The organism is Bacillus sp. FSL R5-0397 (genome assembly GCF_038593395.1).
Classification (GTDB): Bacteria; Bacillota; Bacilli; order Bacillales; family Bacillaceae; genus Bacillus; species Bacillus altitudinis.
In genome coordinates, this window is sequence record NZ_CP151992.1 from 748616 (window position 1) to 765197 (window position 16582).

14 protein-coding genes are annotated in these 16582 nt (G+C 41.7%); 9 read left to right on the top strand and 5 right to left on the bottom strand.

Going from position 1 to position 16582, the window contains the following annotated elements:
* Positions 1-26: 26 nt before the first annotated feature.
* The gene (locus NSQ70_RS03660) at positions 27-1100 is read right to left on the bottom strand and encodes a glycosyltransferase family 2 protein (protein WP_041090656.1); all 1074 of its coding nucleotides are present in this window, start codon (positions 1098-1100) and stop codon (positions 27-29) included.
* Positions 1101-1233: 133 nt separating this feature from the next.
* Between NSQ70_RS03660 and NSQ70_RS03665 the strand changes: the two genes are divergently transcribed.
* Positions 1234-3126, top strand: a complete 1893-nt coding sequence (locus NSQ70_RS03665) for an ABC-F family ATP-binding cassette domain-containing protein (RefSeq protein ID WP_342502458.1) — start codon at positions 1234-1236, stop codon at positions 3124-3126.
* A 28-nt stretch (positions 3127-3154) separates the two neighbouring features.
* Here the strand turns inward: NSQ70_RS03665 and folE2 are convergent, their stop codons facing one another.
* Entirely contained in the window at positions 3155-4051 is an 897-nt protein-coding gene (gene folE2, locus NSQ70_RS03670; RefSeq protein ID WP_342502459.1) for a GTP cyclohydrolase FolE2, read from the bottom strand.
* 143 nt (positions 4052-4194) lie between these two features.
* Between folE2 and NSQ70_RS03675 the strand changes: the two genes are divergently transcribed.
* Both NSQ70_RS03675 and NSQ70_RS03680 read left to right on the top strand, forming a co-directional pair.
* Positions 4195-4620, top strand: coding sequence for a MerR family transcriptional regulator (locus tag NSQ70_RS03675; protein WP_017366797.1), 426 nt, complete (start codon positions 4195-4197; stop codon positions 4618-4620).
* 57 nt (positions 4621-4677) lie between these two features.
* Positions 4678-5868, top strand: a complete 1191-nt coding sequence (locus tag NSQ70_RS03680) for an MFS transporter (protein WP_342502460.1) — start codon at positions 4678-4680, stop codon at positions 5866-5868.
* Between the two features lie 48 nt (positions 5869-5916).
* On the opposite strand, the gene NSQ70_RS03685 is transcribed toward NSQ70_RS03680, so the two are convergent.
* Positions 5917-7470 carry an ABC-F family ATP-binding cassette domain-containing protein gene (locus NSQ70_RS03685; protein WP_100325635.1) on the bottom strand — a complete coding sequence of 518 codons (1554 nt, stop codon included), beginning with the start codon at positions 7468-7470 and terminating at the stop codon, positions 5917-5919.
* Between the two features lie 152 nt (positions 7471-7622).
* Here NSQ70_RS03685 and NSQ70_RS03690 point away from each other — a divergent pair, with 152 nt between their 5' ends.
* A complete protein-coding gene (locus tag NSQ70_RS03690; protein WP_327861801.1) occupies positions 7623-8765 on the top strand; it encodes a DEAD/DEAH box helicase in 1143 nt (380 codons plus the stop codon).
* Between the two features lie 36 nt (positions 8766-8801).
* Here the strand turns inward: NSQ70_RS03690 and NSQ70_RS03695 are convergent, their stop codons facing one another.
* Together NSQ70_RS03695 and NSQ70_RS03700 are read right to left on the bottom strand one after the other, a co-directional pair.
* Positions 8802-9806, bottom strand: a complete 1005-nt coding sequence (locus NSQ70_RS03695; RefSeq protein ID WP_024718590.1) for an NADP-dependent oxidoreductase — start codon at positions 9804-9806, stop codon at positions 8802-8804.
* A gap of 121 nt (positions 9807-9927) precedes the next feature.
* Positions 9928-10305: a YfmB family protein gene (locus tag NSQ70_RS03700; RefSeq protein ID WP_017366799.1), complete on the bottom strand. Its 378-nt coding sequence runs from the start codon at positions 10303-10305 to the stop codon at positions 9928-9930.
* A gap of 222 nt (positions 10306-10527) precedes the next feature.
* On the opposite strand from NSQ70_RS03700, the gene NSQ70_RS03705 reads away from it, so the two are divergent.
* The 5 genes from NSQ70_RS03705 to NSQ70_RS03725 all read left to right on the top strand — a co-directional run bounded on the left by NSQ70_RS03705 (position 10528) and on the right by NSQ70_RS03725 (position 16306).
* Positions 10528-10875, top strand: coding sequence for a general stress protein (locus NSQ70_RS03705; protein WP_017360406.1), 348 nt, complete (start codon positions 10528-10530; stop codon positions 10873-10875).
* Between the two features lie 933 nt (positions 10876-11808).
* Positions 11809-12465 carry a methyltransferase domain-containing protein gene (locus NSQ70_RS03710; protein ID WP_008343184.1) on the top strand — a complete coding sequence of 219 codons (657 nt, stop codon included), beginning with the start codon at positions 11809-11811 and terminating at the stop codon, positions 12463-12465.
* 517 nt (positions 12466-12982) lie between these two features.
* Positions 12983-13708 carry a GTP cyclohydrolase II gene (locus tag NSQ70_RS03715; RefSeq protein ID WP_327861802.1) on the top strand — a complete coding sequence of 242 codons (726 nt, stop codon included), beginning with the start codon at positions 12983-12985 and terminating at the stop codon, positions 13706-13708.
* Between the two features lie 32 nt (positions 13709-13740).
* Positions 13741-14544 carry an SUMF1/EgtB/PvdO family nonheme iron enzyme gene (locus tag NSQ70_RS03720; RefSeq protein WP_024718589.1) on the top strand — a complete coding sequence of 268 codons (804 nt, stop codon included), beginning with the start codon at positions 13741-13743 and terminating at the stop codon, positions 14542-14544.
* 4 nt (positions 14545-14548) lie between these two features.
* Positions 14549-16306 carry a WD40 repeat domain-containing protein gene (locus NSQ70_RS03725; protein WP_035391378.1) on the top strand — a complete coding sequence of 586 codons (1758 nt, stop codon included), beginning with the start codon at positions 14549-14551 and terminating at the stop codon, positions 16304-16306.
* Positions 16307-16582 lie beyond the last annotated feature (276 nt).

Consider the following 16582-nt stretch of genomic DNA (forward strand, 5'->3'; position numbering starts at 1 on the left):
GACAGGCGGATGTGATAACAGGAGATTTACGTTTGTTCAGCAAATATTTTTTCATTGTACAGCACACTAGGATGGGTTGGGTAATGGGCTGAGGATGCAAGATGATGGGTTTTGGCTTGAGCCAAATCACCGAGCTGATAATAACAATAGCAAAGCTGAAGGTGAGGATACCATGTTTTATATTGTGTCAGTGTAAAGGCTGTTTCGATTTCAGGTGCCTTCAGTGCCTGCTCATACCAATAGATGGCCGCTTTGTATTTATTTTGTGCTTTGAAATGATCCCCAATCCGGCAGCAAAATTCTGGACGGGGCTGATCATATAAGAAGGATCGCAATAAGGAGGATAAGGCGGCTTCCTCAAAACCGACTGCATAATAGCAGTCAGCTAAATTTTGGCATGTGCGAATTTCATCCTCAATCCAGCATTGTTTTGTGGCTAAAAATTTGTGATAAAAGCGAATCGCCTTCACATGCTGCTTGTTATCTCGTAATTCATTGGCGAAGTAAAAGAGATCGCGAGGCGTCATCTCTTCGCCTTTTGCAAGCATGTTTTCATAAATGCGCAGATTGCGTCCAGGCTCTCCAGCGGTTGTTTTCTTACGCTTTTGATGGGTGACGGCGATATCAGCCGGTAAGATGTTGCCATACACCTGAAGAAACTCATGAACGGCCCCATACCACTGAAAGTTCAAGGCACGCTTGACGAGCCGATTTCTTCTATACTTAAAATTCACCTGACCGTCCTCACTAAATCCAACGTGGTAAAACATCGAGACGGCATCTACTGCGGGATCAAGCGTCTGTTTGAGCTGAAGCAGTTTTTGCTGGTCCTCTTCAAGTAGGACATCGTCGGCATCCAGCCATAAGATATACTCTTTTGTCGCATGGGAAAAAGCGAAATTGCGTGCTTTTGCAAAATGCTGGACCCATTCAAAGTCGAGTACCTTTGCTGAAAAGGAGTGAGCAATGTCCTTTGTTTGATCTGTTGATCCTGTATCAACAATGATCATCTCATCTACAATGTCTTGAACAGAAGACAGGCAGTCAGCCAAAACCTCCTCTTCATTTTTCACAATCATACATAAACTAATGGTTATCATCTTTAGATCACCTCTTCATAGTGTATCGAGCATCAAAAGGAAACATTCTTTTCAGCAGCGGGTTTTTTTAAAACTAGTTTTCTGCTACTGGCTGATTTAAAATAAAGGAAGAATCTATGTAAGGGCTGATAAAATGAGTTTATTGAATGTAGAAGGATTATATAAAACCTATGGCGAAAAAACGCTGTTTGACCATATCTCTTTTCATATAGAACCAAAGGAACGCATCGGGTTAATTGGACCGAATGGAACAGGGAAGTCAACGCTTTTAAAAGTCATTGCAGGACTTGAATCATTTGAGGAAGGCGACATCACAAAGGCAGGGACACTTGATATCGAATTTCTCGAGCAAGATCCTGAAATGAGCGGGGATGAAACGATTCTCGACTATATTTTTTCAGGAACAGCACCAATGATTCAAACGATGAAAGCCTATGAAAAGGCGCTGGCTGATTTAGAGCATGATCCACAAAACGAGGCAAAACAAGAAGCGCTTATGCGTATGCAAAATAAAATGGATCAGGACGACGCATGGGATGCGAACCTTTCGGCGAAAACGATTTTGACAAAGCTTGGCGTTAAAGATGTGAGCCGATCTGTTCATGCGTTATCAGGCGGACAGAAAAAGCGTGTGGCGATCGCAAAAAATTTAATTCAGCCTGCGGGTTTGCTGATTTTAGATGAGCCGACAAACCATCTAGACAACGCAACCATTGAATGGCTTGAAGGATATTTGAGTCAATACAGCGGGGCTGTCATTCTTGTCACCCATGATCGTTATTTCTTAAACCGCGTCGCCAATCGGATTTATGAATTAAATCAGGGGCAGCTTTACACATATAAAGGAAATTATGAAGTCTTTTTAGAAAAAAGAGCGGAACGAGAAGCAGAAGCTCAAGTAAAAGAAACGAAACGTCAAAACCTGCTTAGACGTGAGCTTGCATGGCTCAGAAGAGGGGCAAAGGCTCGAACGACAAAGCAAAAAGCACGTATCGGCAGAGTGGAAGAGCTGAAGGATCAAAAGGGACCTGATGCAAAGGGAGAGCTTGATTTTGCGATCGGTTCTCACCGGCTTGGAAAACAAGTGATTGAGGCAGAAGAGATCAGCATCACATTTGCTGGTCAAACCCTTGTGGACCAGTTCAGTGATTTAGTCGTGCCAGGTGATCGTATCGGATTTATCGGACCGAATGGAGTGGGCAAAACGACTTTACTCAATTGCCTGGCGGGTAAAATCGAACCGACGAATGGACAATTGACCATTGGACAAACAGTCCGCATTGGCTATTACACGCAGGACCATAACGAAATGAATGAAGAGCTGAATATCATTGATTACATCAAAGAAACAGCTGAAATTGTCAAAACGGCAGATGGCGTCATTGTGACAGCAGAGCAGATGTTGGAGAGATTTTTATTCCCTAGATCCATGCAGCGCACGTTTATCCGCAAGCTGTCAGGGGGAGAGCGCCGCAGATTGTATTTATTGAAGGTATTGATGGAAGAGCCGAATGTTCTCTTTTTAGATGAGCCGACGAATGATCTTGATACAGAGACGCTCAGCATTTTAGAGGATTATTTGGAGCAGTTCCCAGGCGTAGTCATCACCGTGTCGCATGATCGTTATTTCTTAGACCGAGTCGTCCATCGTCTGCTTGTGTTTGAAGGAAATGGACGTATTTCACACTTCCAAGGTGCTTACAGCGATTACATGGAGCAAGAAAAAGAACAGAAGCGGACAGAGACAAAACCAGCTGAAAATCAAGTAGAAGCTGCACCGAAAAAGAGGAAAAAACTATCCTATAAGGACCAGCTTGAATGGGATGGGATTGAAGATCGGATACAAGCACTAGAGGACAAACACCAGCAGCTCGAAGCCAGCATTGCTGAGGCTGGCAGTGATTTTGGGAAAATTCAAGAGCTGATGGACAAGCAAAAAGCCGTCGCTGAAGAACTAGAACAAGCAATGGATCGCTGGACAGAACTGTCTATGATGATTGAGGAATTAGAAAGTAATGAAAAATAAAGGCTGGTAAAAAAACTGTAGAGACATTCTACAGTTTTTTTTGATAAGAACATTTGGCATAAGCATCGTGCTGGTGAATGGATTCTTCATTTCGGCACTCAATTTGAAACCCTTTGATCCAGTTTTGTTCATATAGCTCTGCTGCAATTAACCTCGCAACATCCTCTACAAAACGTGGATTTTCATAGGCCTCTTCTGTCACGTGTTTTTCATCTGGTCTTTTGAGTACAGGGTAAAGGGGCGCACTCGCATTAGACTCGATGATCTGCAATAGATCTGCTTTCATGTCATTAGGGAGTTGACCTTGTTCAAACAGCTCTACCTGAATAGATACAGTGCCGCGCTGATTATGTGCGCCGTATTCACTGATTTCTTTTGAACAAGGACATAACGTTGTCACTTGAGCAGTGCAGCCAATATAACAAATCCATCCGTTTTCTTCATGAAAGTGGATGTCATATTGCACGTCTGCATGCATCAAACCGGACTTTCCGCTGATGGGACTCTTTTTTTCCATGTACCACGGAAAGGAAACTTGAATCGAGGCAGATGGCTGATTCATATGCTTGGCAAGCTGTGCTGTCAATTCTTTTAAGGAATCCACATCAACCGGCTTTCCGCTTTCATAAAATGAGTGAAGCTGCTCGGTGAGACGGCTCATATGAATGCCTTTTTGATGAGCTGGCAAATATGTACTCAGCGTAAAATTAGCGGAAGCGGTTTGGTGCTGTGGAGCCGTTTTAGACAAAATATGTACAGGGTACGACACACGGCAAATTCCGACCTGCTCTAGATCAAAATAAAAGTCCTGTTCGGTTTGTTGGATGTCTATCATGTCCTCTTTTTGACAAGGTTTTGTTCTAGCGCTTGGCGGGACAGAACCGAATTGTGCGTGTCGTTCTTTTTTGGATGGAAATGAACGCATAGGGTACCTCCTTTAAAACGTAATGATTCCTATTTATTCTGCATCAAACCACAATAGAAATCAAGTGATCAAACATTAACGTTTACGTTAAGGTCATAAAGGTGTATAATAAAACATGAATTGATGAGCAGGAGGCACTGGTGATGGAATGGATGAAAATTGATCAAGTGGCGAAAAGAAGCGGTCTGACGAAACGGACCATTCGTTTCTATGAAGAGATTGGTTTATTATCAGCACCAAAGCGGACAGAGGGCGGTGTCAGACTTTACTCAGAGGATGACATGGAAGAACTGGAGAAAGTGATGCAGGCCAAAGAAGTGCTTGGCTTTTCTTTACAAGAGCTTCAGTCGTTTATGGAAATTGGAAAACAGCTTGAGCTGAATAAAGAAGGCTACTTGTTGTCACTCGACCCGAAGGAACGATTAGAGAAACTGTTAGATATTGATGCGCAGCTGACTGTGCAGCATCAATTGATTACAAAAAAGCTAGAAACGATTCAATCCTTTAAAAAGGATCTTGAAATGATGAAAGAAAGAGCGGCTCATGCCATTGAGCAATTACAAAAATAAACACCTCAGTGTGTTTATTTTATTTTGTTAAACAACTGTAGGAAAGGTTCTGATGGAATGAAGGAAGAAGAAGTGTTGAAACAGCGTACGAGTTTGCTTAGACAGCCAAAGACCGTCTGGGCGGTGGCCTTTGCTTGTGTGATTTCATTTATGGGCATAGGGCTTGTAGACCCGATTTTGCCTGCCATTGCATCACAATTAGATGCATCTCCAAGTCAGGTCTCTCTTTTGTTTACGAGCTATTTGCTTGTCACCGGCTTTGTGATGTTTTTTACCGGTTTTATTTCTAGTCGGATTGGTGCGAAATGGACGTTATTAATCGGACTTATTTTTATTATTGTCTTTTCTGCTTTAGGGGGTACCTCTTCAACGATTAATGAATTAATCGGCTTTAGAGGGGGATGGGGCATTGGGAATGCCTTATTCATTTCAACGGCTCTCTCTGTCATTGTCGGCGTGTCTGTTGGAGGAAGTGCGAAGGCCATTATTTTATACGAGGCTGCACTAGGTCTTGGGATTTCGGTTGGACCGTTGCTTGGCGGAGAGCTTGGGACGATCTCTTGGCGCGGTCCATTCTTTGGCGTTGCGGTGTTAATGCTTGTTGCTCTTTTAGCCATTACGTTTATGCTTCCGCCGATGCAAAAACCCCAGAAAAAGGTGAAATTATTCGAGGCTGTCGGGGCGTTAAAATATAAAGGACTTTTAACGATGGCTTCTGCCGCTTTCTTATACAATTTCGGTTTCTTTGTGCTTTTAGCGTATTCGCCATTTGTGCTTCATCTGGATGAGCATGGTCTTGGTTATGTCTTTTTTGGATGGGGATTATTTTTGGCTGTGACATCTGTCTTCTCAGCGCCGGTCATTCATCGCAAATTGGGTACATTAACAGCTCTTGTGGTTCTCTTTGCTTCGTTTGCTGTGATTTTATTCGGCATTGGAATATGGACATCACATGTGGTCGTGGTCATTTGCGGTATTGTCATTGCTGGGGGAATCCTCGGCATGATCAATACGGTGCTTACGACGGCTGTGATGGGATCAGCTCCTGTTGAGCGTTCAATTGCATCATCTTCATACAGTGCTGTACGATTTATTGGTGGTGCGATTGCGCCTTGGATTGCGGGAGTTCTCGCTGAAACTTACACAGCAAGCACCCCTTATTATGTAGGGGCGGCTGTTGTTCTCTTAGGAATGGTCATCCTGCTTCTTGGCCGTAAGCATTTGGTGAATATCCAGGCAGGTCATTAATAGAAAAAAGCCTCATAACTGTTGAAAAGATATGAGGCTTTTTTGTCGTTATAATACTTTGGTTGTCCAGGATTCACAATTCCAAGTTTCAGTGGCCACATCTTGATAAAATTCAGGTTCGTGTGAAATTAATAGGACGCTGCCTTTATATTCTTTTAACGCGCGCTTTAATTCTTCTTTGGCATCGACATCCAAGTGGTTTGTCGGCTCATCGAGAACAAGTAGGTTGGTTTCTTCATTGATCAGCTTACAAAGGCGGACCTTCGCTTTTTCACCACCACTTAAAACAGACACACGGCTTTCAATATGTTTTGTCGTTAAACCGCATTTGGCAAGGGCGGCTCTGACTTCATATTGTGTGTACGATGGGAAGGTGCTCCACACCTCTTCGATACAAGTGTTGCTGTTTTGCTCTTTTACTTCTTGTTCAAAGTAGCCTATATGCAGGAATTCTCCGCGTTCCACCTCACCAGAAATGGGGGAGATTTCTCCAAGAAGACTTCGGAGCAGTGTCGTTTTTCCGATACCGTTGGCACCGTATAACGCAATTTTCTGCCCGCGTTCCATTTTTAAATTCAATGGACGAGAGAGCGGTTCCTCATACCCAATGACTAAATCCTTCGTTTCAAAAATCAATTTCCCTGATGTGCGTGCAGGTTTAAAGTGGAATTCTGGTTTTGGTTTTTCCGCTGCTAATTCAATCATGTCCATTTTATCGAGTTTCTTTTGACGAGACATCGCCATATTTCGAGTGCTGACACGTGCTTTGTTTCTCGCGACAAAATCCTTTAATTCAGCCACTTCTTGTTGCTGCCTTTTATACGCAGCCTCTAGCTGCTGCTTTTTCACTTCGTACACTTGTTTAAATTGATCATAATCACCAACGTATCGCGTGAGTTCTTGATTTTCGACATGATAAATCAAGTTAATGACACTGTTTAGGAACGGGATATCATGTGAAATGAGGATAAATGCATTTTCATATTCCTGCAAATAGCGCTTCAGCCACTCAATATGCTGTTCATCTAAATAGTTGGTCGGCTCGTCAAGAAGAAGAATTTCAGGCTTCTCTAACAGCAATTTCGCAAGCAGTACTTTTGTACGCTGTCCGCCGCTCAGCTCTGTCACATCACGATCGAGCCCGAGATCTGTTAACCCAAGACCTCTTGCAATTTCCTCTACCTTGGAATCAATGATATAAAAATCATTGTTCGTCAGGGCATCCTGAATGACGCCTACTTCTTCTAAAAGCTTTTCTAGCTCATCAGGATCTGCTTCACCCATTTTTTCGTAAATGTCATTCATTGCGGCTTCCATTGAGAATAAATAATGGAATGCATCTTGAAGGACTTCACGAATGGTTCTTCCTTTTTCAAGCACGGTATGCTGATCGAGGTAGCCGACACGGACATTTTTTGCCCATTCGACCTTTCCTGCATCTGGCTCAAGCTTGCCAGTAATAATATTCATAAACGTTGACTTTCCTTCACCGTTGGCGCCGATCAAGCCGACATGCTCGCCTTTTAATAACCGGAAGGAGACTTCGTGGAAAATGGCTCTGTCGCCAAAGCCATGACTTAAATCTTTAACAGATAATATCATTTTTTACACCTCAAATAGATTCAAAACGGCTAGTGCCTCTCATGATTATATCGAACTGTACGGCTCGATAAAAGCATCAAAAGAAAAATTGCGTTTCAAAGCTGATTTTGAGATACTTAAGGATAGATTGAATGAGGATAAAGGAGATCAACATGACGGAAAATTGGGCATTTTTGAAAGAAGCAAAGCCATTTATTCAAAAGAACTTTGAAGCGGCTGGCTTTGAGAAGCCAACAGCGATACAAGAACAAACAGCAGAGTGGATTACGGAAAAACGCGATGTGATCGCAGAATCACCGACTGGAACAGGGAAGACCCTAGCGTATGTTCTGCCGCTTTTAAATAAAATTGATGTGAGTATCAAACACCCGCAAGTCTTAATCTTGGCACCTTCAAGAGAGCTTGTGATGCAAATTTTTGATGTCGTGCAAGAGTTCAAACAAGGTTCAGACATCAAAGCTATTTCCTTAATAGGCGGGGCAAACATCAAGAAGCAGCAGGAAAAGCTAAAAAAACACCCGAATATCGTGGTGGCGACACCGGGTCGCGTACAAGAGTTAATCAAAATCAAGAAACTGAAAATGCATGAAGTGAAAACGATCGTGTTAGATGAGGCAGACCAGCTTCTTGTCCCAGAGCATATGAAAACGATCCAAGCGATCATTAAATCCACATTAAAAGAAAGACAAATCCTTTGTTTCTCTGCGACGTTGAAAGAGGAAACCGTTCAACAGATTAAAGACATTGCATCTGAACCAGAGGTATTGAGAATTAGCAGAAGCCAAGAAGAAGCGCAGAAGGTAGGGCATTATTTCCTGTTATGTGATCAGCGTGACAAGGTGAAATTATTGCAAAAGCTATCACGGCTTGAGGACATGCAGGCACTCGTCTTTGTGCGAGATATTACGAATTTGAGCATTTATGCAGAAAAATTAGCGTATCACCATGTCGACCTTGGTGTGCTTCACAGTGAAGCGAAAAAAGCAGAGCGTGCTGTCATCTTAAAGGCTTTTGAACAGCGTGAATTCCCGCTTCTTCTTGCAACAGATATCGCAGCAAGAGGGATCGATATTGACGATCTGCCTTACGTGATCCATGCCGACCTGCCAAACGAAGAAGGCTATATCCACCGTTCAGGCAGAACCGGCCGCGCAGGAAAAGAAGGGGCTGTTATCAGCCTAGTCACACCTCAAGAGCATTCAATGCTTAAAAAAATGGCGAAAAAGCTAAATCTTTCGCTTCAGGAAATTGTTTATAAGCAAGGTCAGCTGCACCTTGCGCCCAAGCAAGCATAAAAAAAGGACCCGCCAAACGGCAGGGTCCTTTTTGTGTTATGAAATTTTGACAAGTTGTTTTCCGACATTTTCCCCTTTGAATAGTCCAAGGAATGCATCTGGAATATGGTCAAAACCTTCGATAATGGTTTCTTTGTAAGTCAGTTTGTCTTCTTTTACCCATTGTGCGAGATCTTTTGCCGCCTCTTCAAAACGATCAGAGTAGTTGGCAACAATGAAGCCCTGCATCAATGCACTTGTTTTAATGAGTTTTGTTTGCACACGAGGGCCAATGTCTTCGCTTGCACTAATGTTATAAGAAGAAATGGCGCCGCAGACTGGAATACGTGCAAAACGGTTCAAATGATTCATCACAGCATCAGAGATTTCGCCGCCCACATTGTCAAAATACACATCTACACCGTTTGGACAGGCTTTTGCAATGGCGTCATCTAAATCATTTGTTGTTTTATAATTAATGGTTTCATCAAAGCCCAGTTCTTTTAAATAAGCCAGCTTATCATCAGATCCGGCAATTCCAACGACGTGGGCACCTTTGATTTTAGCGATCTGTCCGACAACAGAACCAACGGCACCTGCGGCTCCAGAAATGACAACAGTTTCGCCTTCTTTTGGCTGACCAATCGCAAGAAGTCCAAAATAGGCGGTTTGTCCTGGCATGCCCAAAATCCCTAAGTAATAAGATAACGGCGCAATGGATGGATCAATTTTTGTCAGAGACTCTGCTTTGGCAGTAGAATATTCCTGCCAGCCAAGGAATCCAAGTACAAAATCACCTTTCTCAAATTGAGGAGATTTGGACTCGACGACTTCTCCGACCACACCACCTTGAATGACTTCATTCAGCTTGAACGGAGGTGTATAGGATTTTGTATCTTGCATTCGTCCTCTCATGTAAGGATCTACAGACACATATTTCGTTTGAATCAAGACTTCGCCATCTTGCGGCGTTGGTATATCAACTGTTTCAAAATGAAAAACATCTTTAGTAGGTAACCCTTTTGGACGTTTTGCTAATTGAATTTGTTTTTGTTGACTCATGTCAAATCCTCCCTTTCACTTGCAACCTAGATTTACATTAACATGATGCTTCTTTTCGTTCAAAACATACGGTCTTTTCCAAGCACATACAAAAAAGCAGCCACCATCTAAAAGAAGGGGACTACTTTTTTTGAAGAGAGACAGAAAGGAGCGGCGGGAGACAACCAAACAGTTGATACTCATCCGCATCACGTTCTTTTAATAAATATTCATTTGCATTTTGCATGGAGGCTTTCATCATATCGTGCGTCACAAAAGGAAAAAGGATATTTAAATATGAGGACAACAGGTCTTGTGGATCTTGTTCGATTGACTCGATATCTCCAATGTTAATAATAATAGAAAAGAGATAATCGATGCAGATGTGAAAGTGCTGTTCAGCAAACAAAGTAAGCGGCTTTGCTTTTGATTCTTCAGGATTCCATTTTTGAAAAAGCTGTTTCACCAAATCACTGACAACCCATGCATTAAACTGCTGCTCAGCTGAAAAATAATACATCAGCTCCACCCCATTTCTAGCCTCCAGTATAAGAATTGTACAACAAATGACAAGGAATGAATACGATTTTTCAGAAAATTTAGTCATATTCACAGTCTTTTTGTCAAAAATAAGTCCATAGACGCATTAAGTTCACAGAGTAAAAATGGATGTGCTGGAGGAAGGTTTAATGACAAAAGTGACGGGTAAAAGATTCGTAAGACGTTAAAGGAGGAATAATAAATGAAACCTGTTGTAAGAGAGTATTCAAATGATGAAACACTTCAAAGAGATGTGGAGCAATTAAAACAACTCGGTGTTGCAAGAGAGGACATTTATGTTCTGTCCCATGACGATGATCGAACTGAGCGTATTGCAAGCAACACAGATGCCAATACGATAGGTCCAAAAGAAGTTGGACTCAAGCATGCGGTTGGAAACATCTTTAGCAAAAAGGGAGATGAACTCCGCAATAAGATTCACGAAATTGGTTTCTCAAAAGAAGAAGCTGAGACATTTGAAGAACATTTAGACGAAGGAAAAGTTCTTCTCTTTGTGACTGACCATGAAAAAGTGAAAAATTGGGCATAAACGCCATCGTAAAAAGCCTCTTACTTTTGTAAGGGGCTTTTTTTCATGCTGCGATAATTAAAATCTACCATCTGTCTTTTTCACTATAATAAGAAAGGTTGAAAAATTGGGATAAACAGTAAAATGTCTAATTGAAAATATAGAAATATCAAAGGGTACCATCAAAAAATGAAAAAAGTAGTGAAAATATCACAAAAAACCATTCGGGAAATAATTATGATATCTTTATTTTTATTTCAAAATGAAATAAAAATCTTGTGTAATTTAGTAGATAAATTTCTTAGTTCTATTGGTTTAAGTTGTATTTTTGTGTAGAAATAAGTGTTTTAAGGTCAAAAAACCACGAAATATACCTGTATTTTCAATTAGAAAATCATTCTAATGTTTAGGAAATAATTTGTTGACAAAATAATCTAAAAACAATATATTTGGCTTAATCAAGTCATTATGGAAGTAGTTGTTAAATTTTCGATAGGTGGATTTCAGGATCAATTCTGTAAATGATGATGCATTAAGACCTAAGGAAGAGCGCTTCTGAGGCAAAGCGATACTGAAGAAATATCTATTAGACAAAAAGAAATGGATGATAGATAGCTTAGAATGGTAGATTCGTTTTTCTACTATGCCTATTTCTCAATGATATGATTCAGGATATTCAGAGGATCATCTTAAAGAAAGCGCTTTCTAAACGCTGTTAAGGAGGTGAACCCATATGAAGAAAATGTATAACAAACTGAGGCGCTGTAATAGTTGAATGGCTGTGGTTGTATGTGAAGATGAGTGCTGAAAAAGAAGAGTGACATGTGGGATGCTTCTCTCCTTTTTCAGAAAACAGATTTCCTAAAAAATCCATCTTTCATTTTATCATAAGGCTTTTTGCTTGAAAACCACCTTTGTTAGGAAAGGTGATTGTGAATTGAAGGAGGTCACGTGATGAAAAAGGCTTTGTATCATGAAGACAGCGGGTTGTATTTAGAGAAAATGCGCATGGCTTTTCAAGAACACTATGAGCAAAGAACAGATATGTGGTCCACTGATCCATCATTAACAGACGCTGCTGTGATGTCTCTGAAAGCATGGCGTTCCAGGGAAAAGGATGCACTTGCTTCTGTGCTGGATATCGGCTGCGGGAACGGCAGGGCTCTTGAACATTTACAAGGACTGTCGGCATACACCGGTATTGATCTTTATGAGCATGAGGAATGGCAAGGATTAAAGAAGAGAAAAGAGGTTCCTGTCCATTTTTATCATCAAGATTTTATGTCCTGGTCGATGAATCAAGGGCGCGAGCTGACGTTTGATCTGATTTTAGATCATGGCTGCTTTCACCATCAGCACCCTGATGACCACGAACGATACTTAAAGCAGATTTCCTCGCTGCTTCATGAAGGTGGTGTGTTTTCCCTTGTTGTATGGGGAGAAGAGTGGAAAACAGGCTTAATCGGAGAAGATGGACGCTTCCATTTTTCATTCTCAGATACTCAGCTTGGAGAAAAGATTTGTACATCAGGACTTGAGCTCGTTTCGATTACACCATTACAAGCGAAGGCTGGGATCAGCCAGCATCATGTCATTGCTGTCAAAATCTAGTGCAAAGGAGGATAAACGCGATGTTTGATGTGATGGTTCTTGGTGCATACCTAGGCGGGTGTCATGCTTCAATCAATGTAGCTGAATTGAAGTACGGACTATTCATCCAATCAAAGGGTACAACCGGATGACGTGCATTTGAAGAACCAGAGCTTCTAGTAAAGGAGAAAGCAGCTCGAAGCTAGCAGAGATATTCTTTTAGAGAAAGAGCATGTCAGTTTCCATTCAAGAATCATCCAATGGTGTTGCTCTCTTACAGAGAATACAGCGTATGAAGCTCGATTTCTGCTCCTTTGTACTGGACAAGTGACAGCCTAAAAAGAGTCTTTATGAAAGGTACTGATGGATGATTGGCATCGCACATCTATTCAGCCAGTATGACAGGAAATTTCTCCTGAGCCATGATTCTAGCTGGAACCGGTGCTCAGGATGCAAAGGGAGTGCATACACATATTCATCACGCCATCACTGCGCTGAGAGAGTTCAATGGGGTGCAGTGATGAATAGGGGGAGACAAATGAACAAGTTTGTAGCTGAACTACAATCAATGATTCATCATTTTACATTTCAAGAAAAACACTATTTGCTCGTGGGGCCAGTGAACCTGCCGATCTCTATTGAACATGAAGAAGTGCAGTTTACATGGTATGCCTTTGCGTCTGTAGAAGCTGATACAACGCCAACGGTTGAGTCTATTGTACAAATGAGTACCGAGCAGCAAACATTTTCCTCTTGTCTCCTTTTTGGCGACTTTGAAAATGAAGTGCCGCCGCTTGTGCGAATTCATAGTGTCTGCCAAACAGGGGATGTGTTTGGGTCACTGAAATGTGATTGCGGTCCACAGCTTGCATCATCGCTAAAAAAAATCACCGATTACGGAAAAGGCATGCTTGTGTATATGGCCAATCAAGAAGGGCGCTCTATTGGGCTAATGGCCAAAGCCTTCACGTATAAATTACAGGAATTGAAACTGGATACATTTGAGGCGAACAGGTTGATCGGCTGCGGAGATGATGATCGGCATTACGAGGAAGCAGCGGCTGTCTTGCACTATTTAAACAAAGGTAAACCATTGCATCTCTTAACCAATAATCCAGATAAAGTCGATTCCATTGCTGCTTACGGTCTTCCGGTTTTACGGTTTGATCATACGGTAGAAGCCTCTCTCTATAATGAGGCGTATTTAAAGGCAAAAGCAGCATCAGGGCATATGGTCGATGAGAAGAAATTAATTAATCAGTAGATGAGTTTATTTAAAGAAGGCGGGAGAAAAGCGTGAAACCTGATATCAATTGGATTCAAATCCCAAGCGGCTATGCGACGATTGGAAGTAATGAAGAAGATATGAAAAAGGCATCAGAATTTTGGAAGGACAAACTTCTGAATCCAGCCTATGGCCGTGAGAAAAAATTTCAAAAATGGCTGTACAAAGAATTTCCATCTTATCAGCCGTATATGAGCGAATTTTTCATCTCAGATACGGTCGTCACCAATGAATGGTATCAAAGCTATTGCGACGAGACAGGAAAGCCTTATCCAGAGAGCTTGACGAACCTAGAACTTGGCGGGGGAAAAGACCATCCAGCTTGGGGCATGGACATCGAGGAAGCTTTCTCATTTTGTCAGTGGCTGAGCGGGAAGCTTGGATATGAGGTATCGATCCCTACTGAGGAAGAATGGGAATATGCTGCCCGGGGCAATACGAGACATCAATATCCTTGGGGAGATGAGTTTGATCCCTCTTACTGTAATACGCACGAATCAAATATTGAAAAAACGACACCTGTCCGTCATTACGAAAAAGGAAGATCTCTATTTGGACTATATGATATGGGTGGCAATGTCGAAGAATGGGTCAACACCAAGTATCACATATATGAAGGCGGAATTGAGGTTGTAGATGATTTAACCGAGACACTCGGCAGTGATTACTACATTTTAAAAGGTGGCTCCTTCGCAAGAGGCGGAGATTTATGCAGAGTCGCAAGAAGACACGGGAAACACCCAGACCCTGTTTTTCGATTTACTGGTTTTCGTGTAGTTACTCGTCAAAAACAACATATAAAGGTGGGAGTGTAAAACCATGCATAGAGGACCGATTACATCCGTTTTATCAACTCAGCATGACCAAATTGTCTACACAGGTGGCTATGACCGCTGTATTTATAAATGGGACCGTGCCACGGGAGAAGGAACATTCATTGGTAGTCACGAGCATATCATCAACTCTTTATCCCTTTCGGAAAATGGAACGTATTTAGCGAGTGCATCGTCAGACTATACCATTCAATTATATGATACTAGCACACATACAAGAATTCGTACGCTATATGGTCATGCGGATGACGTGGAAGCTGTCGCATTTGCAAAGCAGGATACGCTTCTTGTATCGGTGTCCAGAGACAGAAGATGCTTAGTTTGGGATATTGAAACGGGAGCCATTTTAAGAGAATTTCATGGACATAGCAAGGATGTATTAGCTGTATGGATTCATGAGGATAAAGCTTATACAACTGGTGACGATGGCTATGTCCTTGTATGGCTCTATGAAACAGGAGAAATTGTAGGTGAAATTGGCCCGTTTGATTATGAGCTGGATACCATCAGCGGCAGCAATCAAAAAGAAGTATTCGCCCTTGGTAGAGACGATGGCACGGTCATCATTTATGATGCCGCTACATTACAGGAGAAAAAAATCATCAAAGCTCATTTACAAGGTGTGAAACGTGTGAATTTTTCGCCGAGCGGTAACTACTTGCTTACAGCGGGTTATGACCATCTAATTAAGCTGTGGAATTATGAAACCGGTGATTTAATTGATACGTTGCTGCCTCATAAATATCAATGGGAACGCTCGCTTGTTTGGACAGAAGACGAGCAAGCCATTTTAGGAGCCAGCTTTGGGAAAACGTATTGTGAATGGTCAATTCAAGAAGGAAAAGTGATCTCTGATGAGCAGGAATTGGCGACACCTTCTATTAATGATATTGCGTTGACTGAAGCGGGTGATATTATCACTGCATCAGATGACGGAAAATTCAGAAAGAATGGAATCGAAATCGCAAAATCAACAGGTGTTCTCACAAATGGAGTGGCTGTTGCACGGGATGGAAGCTATTATGCATGGGGCGATCATGCGAGTCAGGTGCATATTGTACACGAGTCATTGCAGCAAATGGTCTCTTTTGATCTCAACACAGGTCCTGTCAATAGTGTGTATTTCCATGAGGAGGATCGTCAATTTTATATCGGCACTTATGGCGGTTATGTGCATGTCATTTCGACAGAACACTTAAAGGAAATCGGCCGTTCTAAAGCACATGATTGCGCAGTCAAAGCATTAAAGGTAGAAGGAGATCATATCATCACAGCGGCAGTTGAAGGAACAATCTGTCTTCTCGATAAAAAGAGTTTGTCCTTAACAGCAGAATATATCGGGGCGACAGAGCTGTTAAATGATGTATTTATTGATAGCAAAAGAGATCGTATTGCCATTGTCAGCCGTGATAAAAACGTCCGATTGTTTGATTTGCATACAGGCAGAATTTTAAATCAGCACAACGAGCATCAATATTCCATTAAATCCATCACTGTGACAGACTCTGGCTATATTGTGAGCGGAGACTATTGGGGATATATTGTGGTATGGAATCCAGAGCTAGATGTCAATACAGGTCCGATTCGAATTGCTAAGAATGGTATTAGTGCCATTAGACAACTAGGAAATGATGTGTATGCAAGCTCATATGACGGTGGTATTTATCATATTCGAGAAGATGGCACACATACGGAAGTACTGCGCTTATTTGAACAATTTCCGAAAGAAGTAATCTCTCATTAAGAAAAAGAATGTAAGCGGGGGATTCTCATGATAAGTGTTTGCAAGGAACATATGAAAAAAGGTCTGACTGTACTCAATTGTCCGCATGTGCTCCTCATTAATAAATATGAATGTCGCAAATGCTGTTTTTGTAAACAACGAGCATCATATAAACTGTTTTATTCCTTGCCTTACTATGATCGATCTGAAAAGAAACGGCTTGAGACAGTATAGCACATGAGAATAGAACTCCTTCATTTTCTGAAGGAGTTCTTTCCCTTGAGAGAAGAAAGGAGT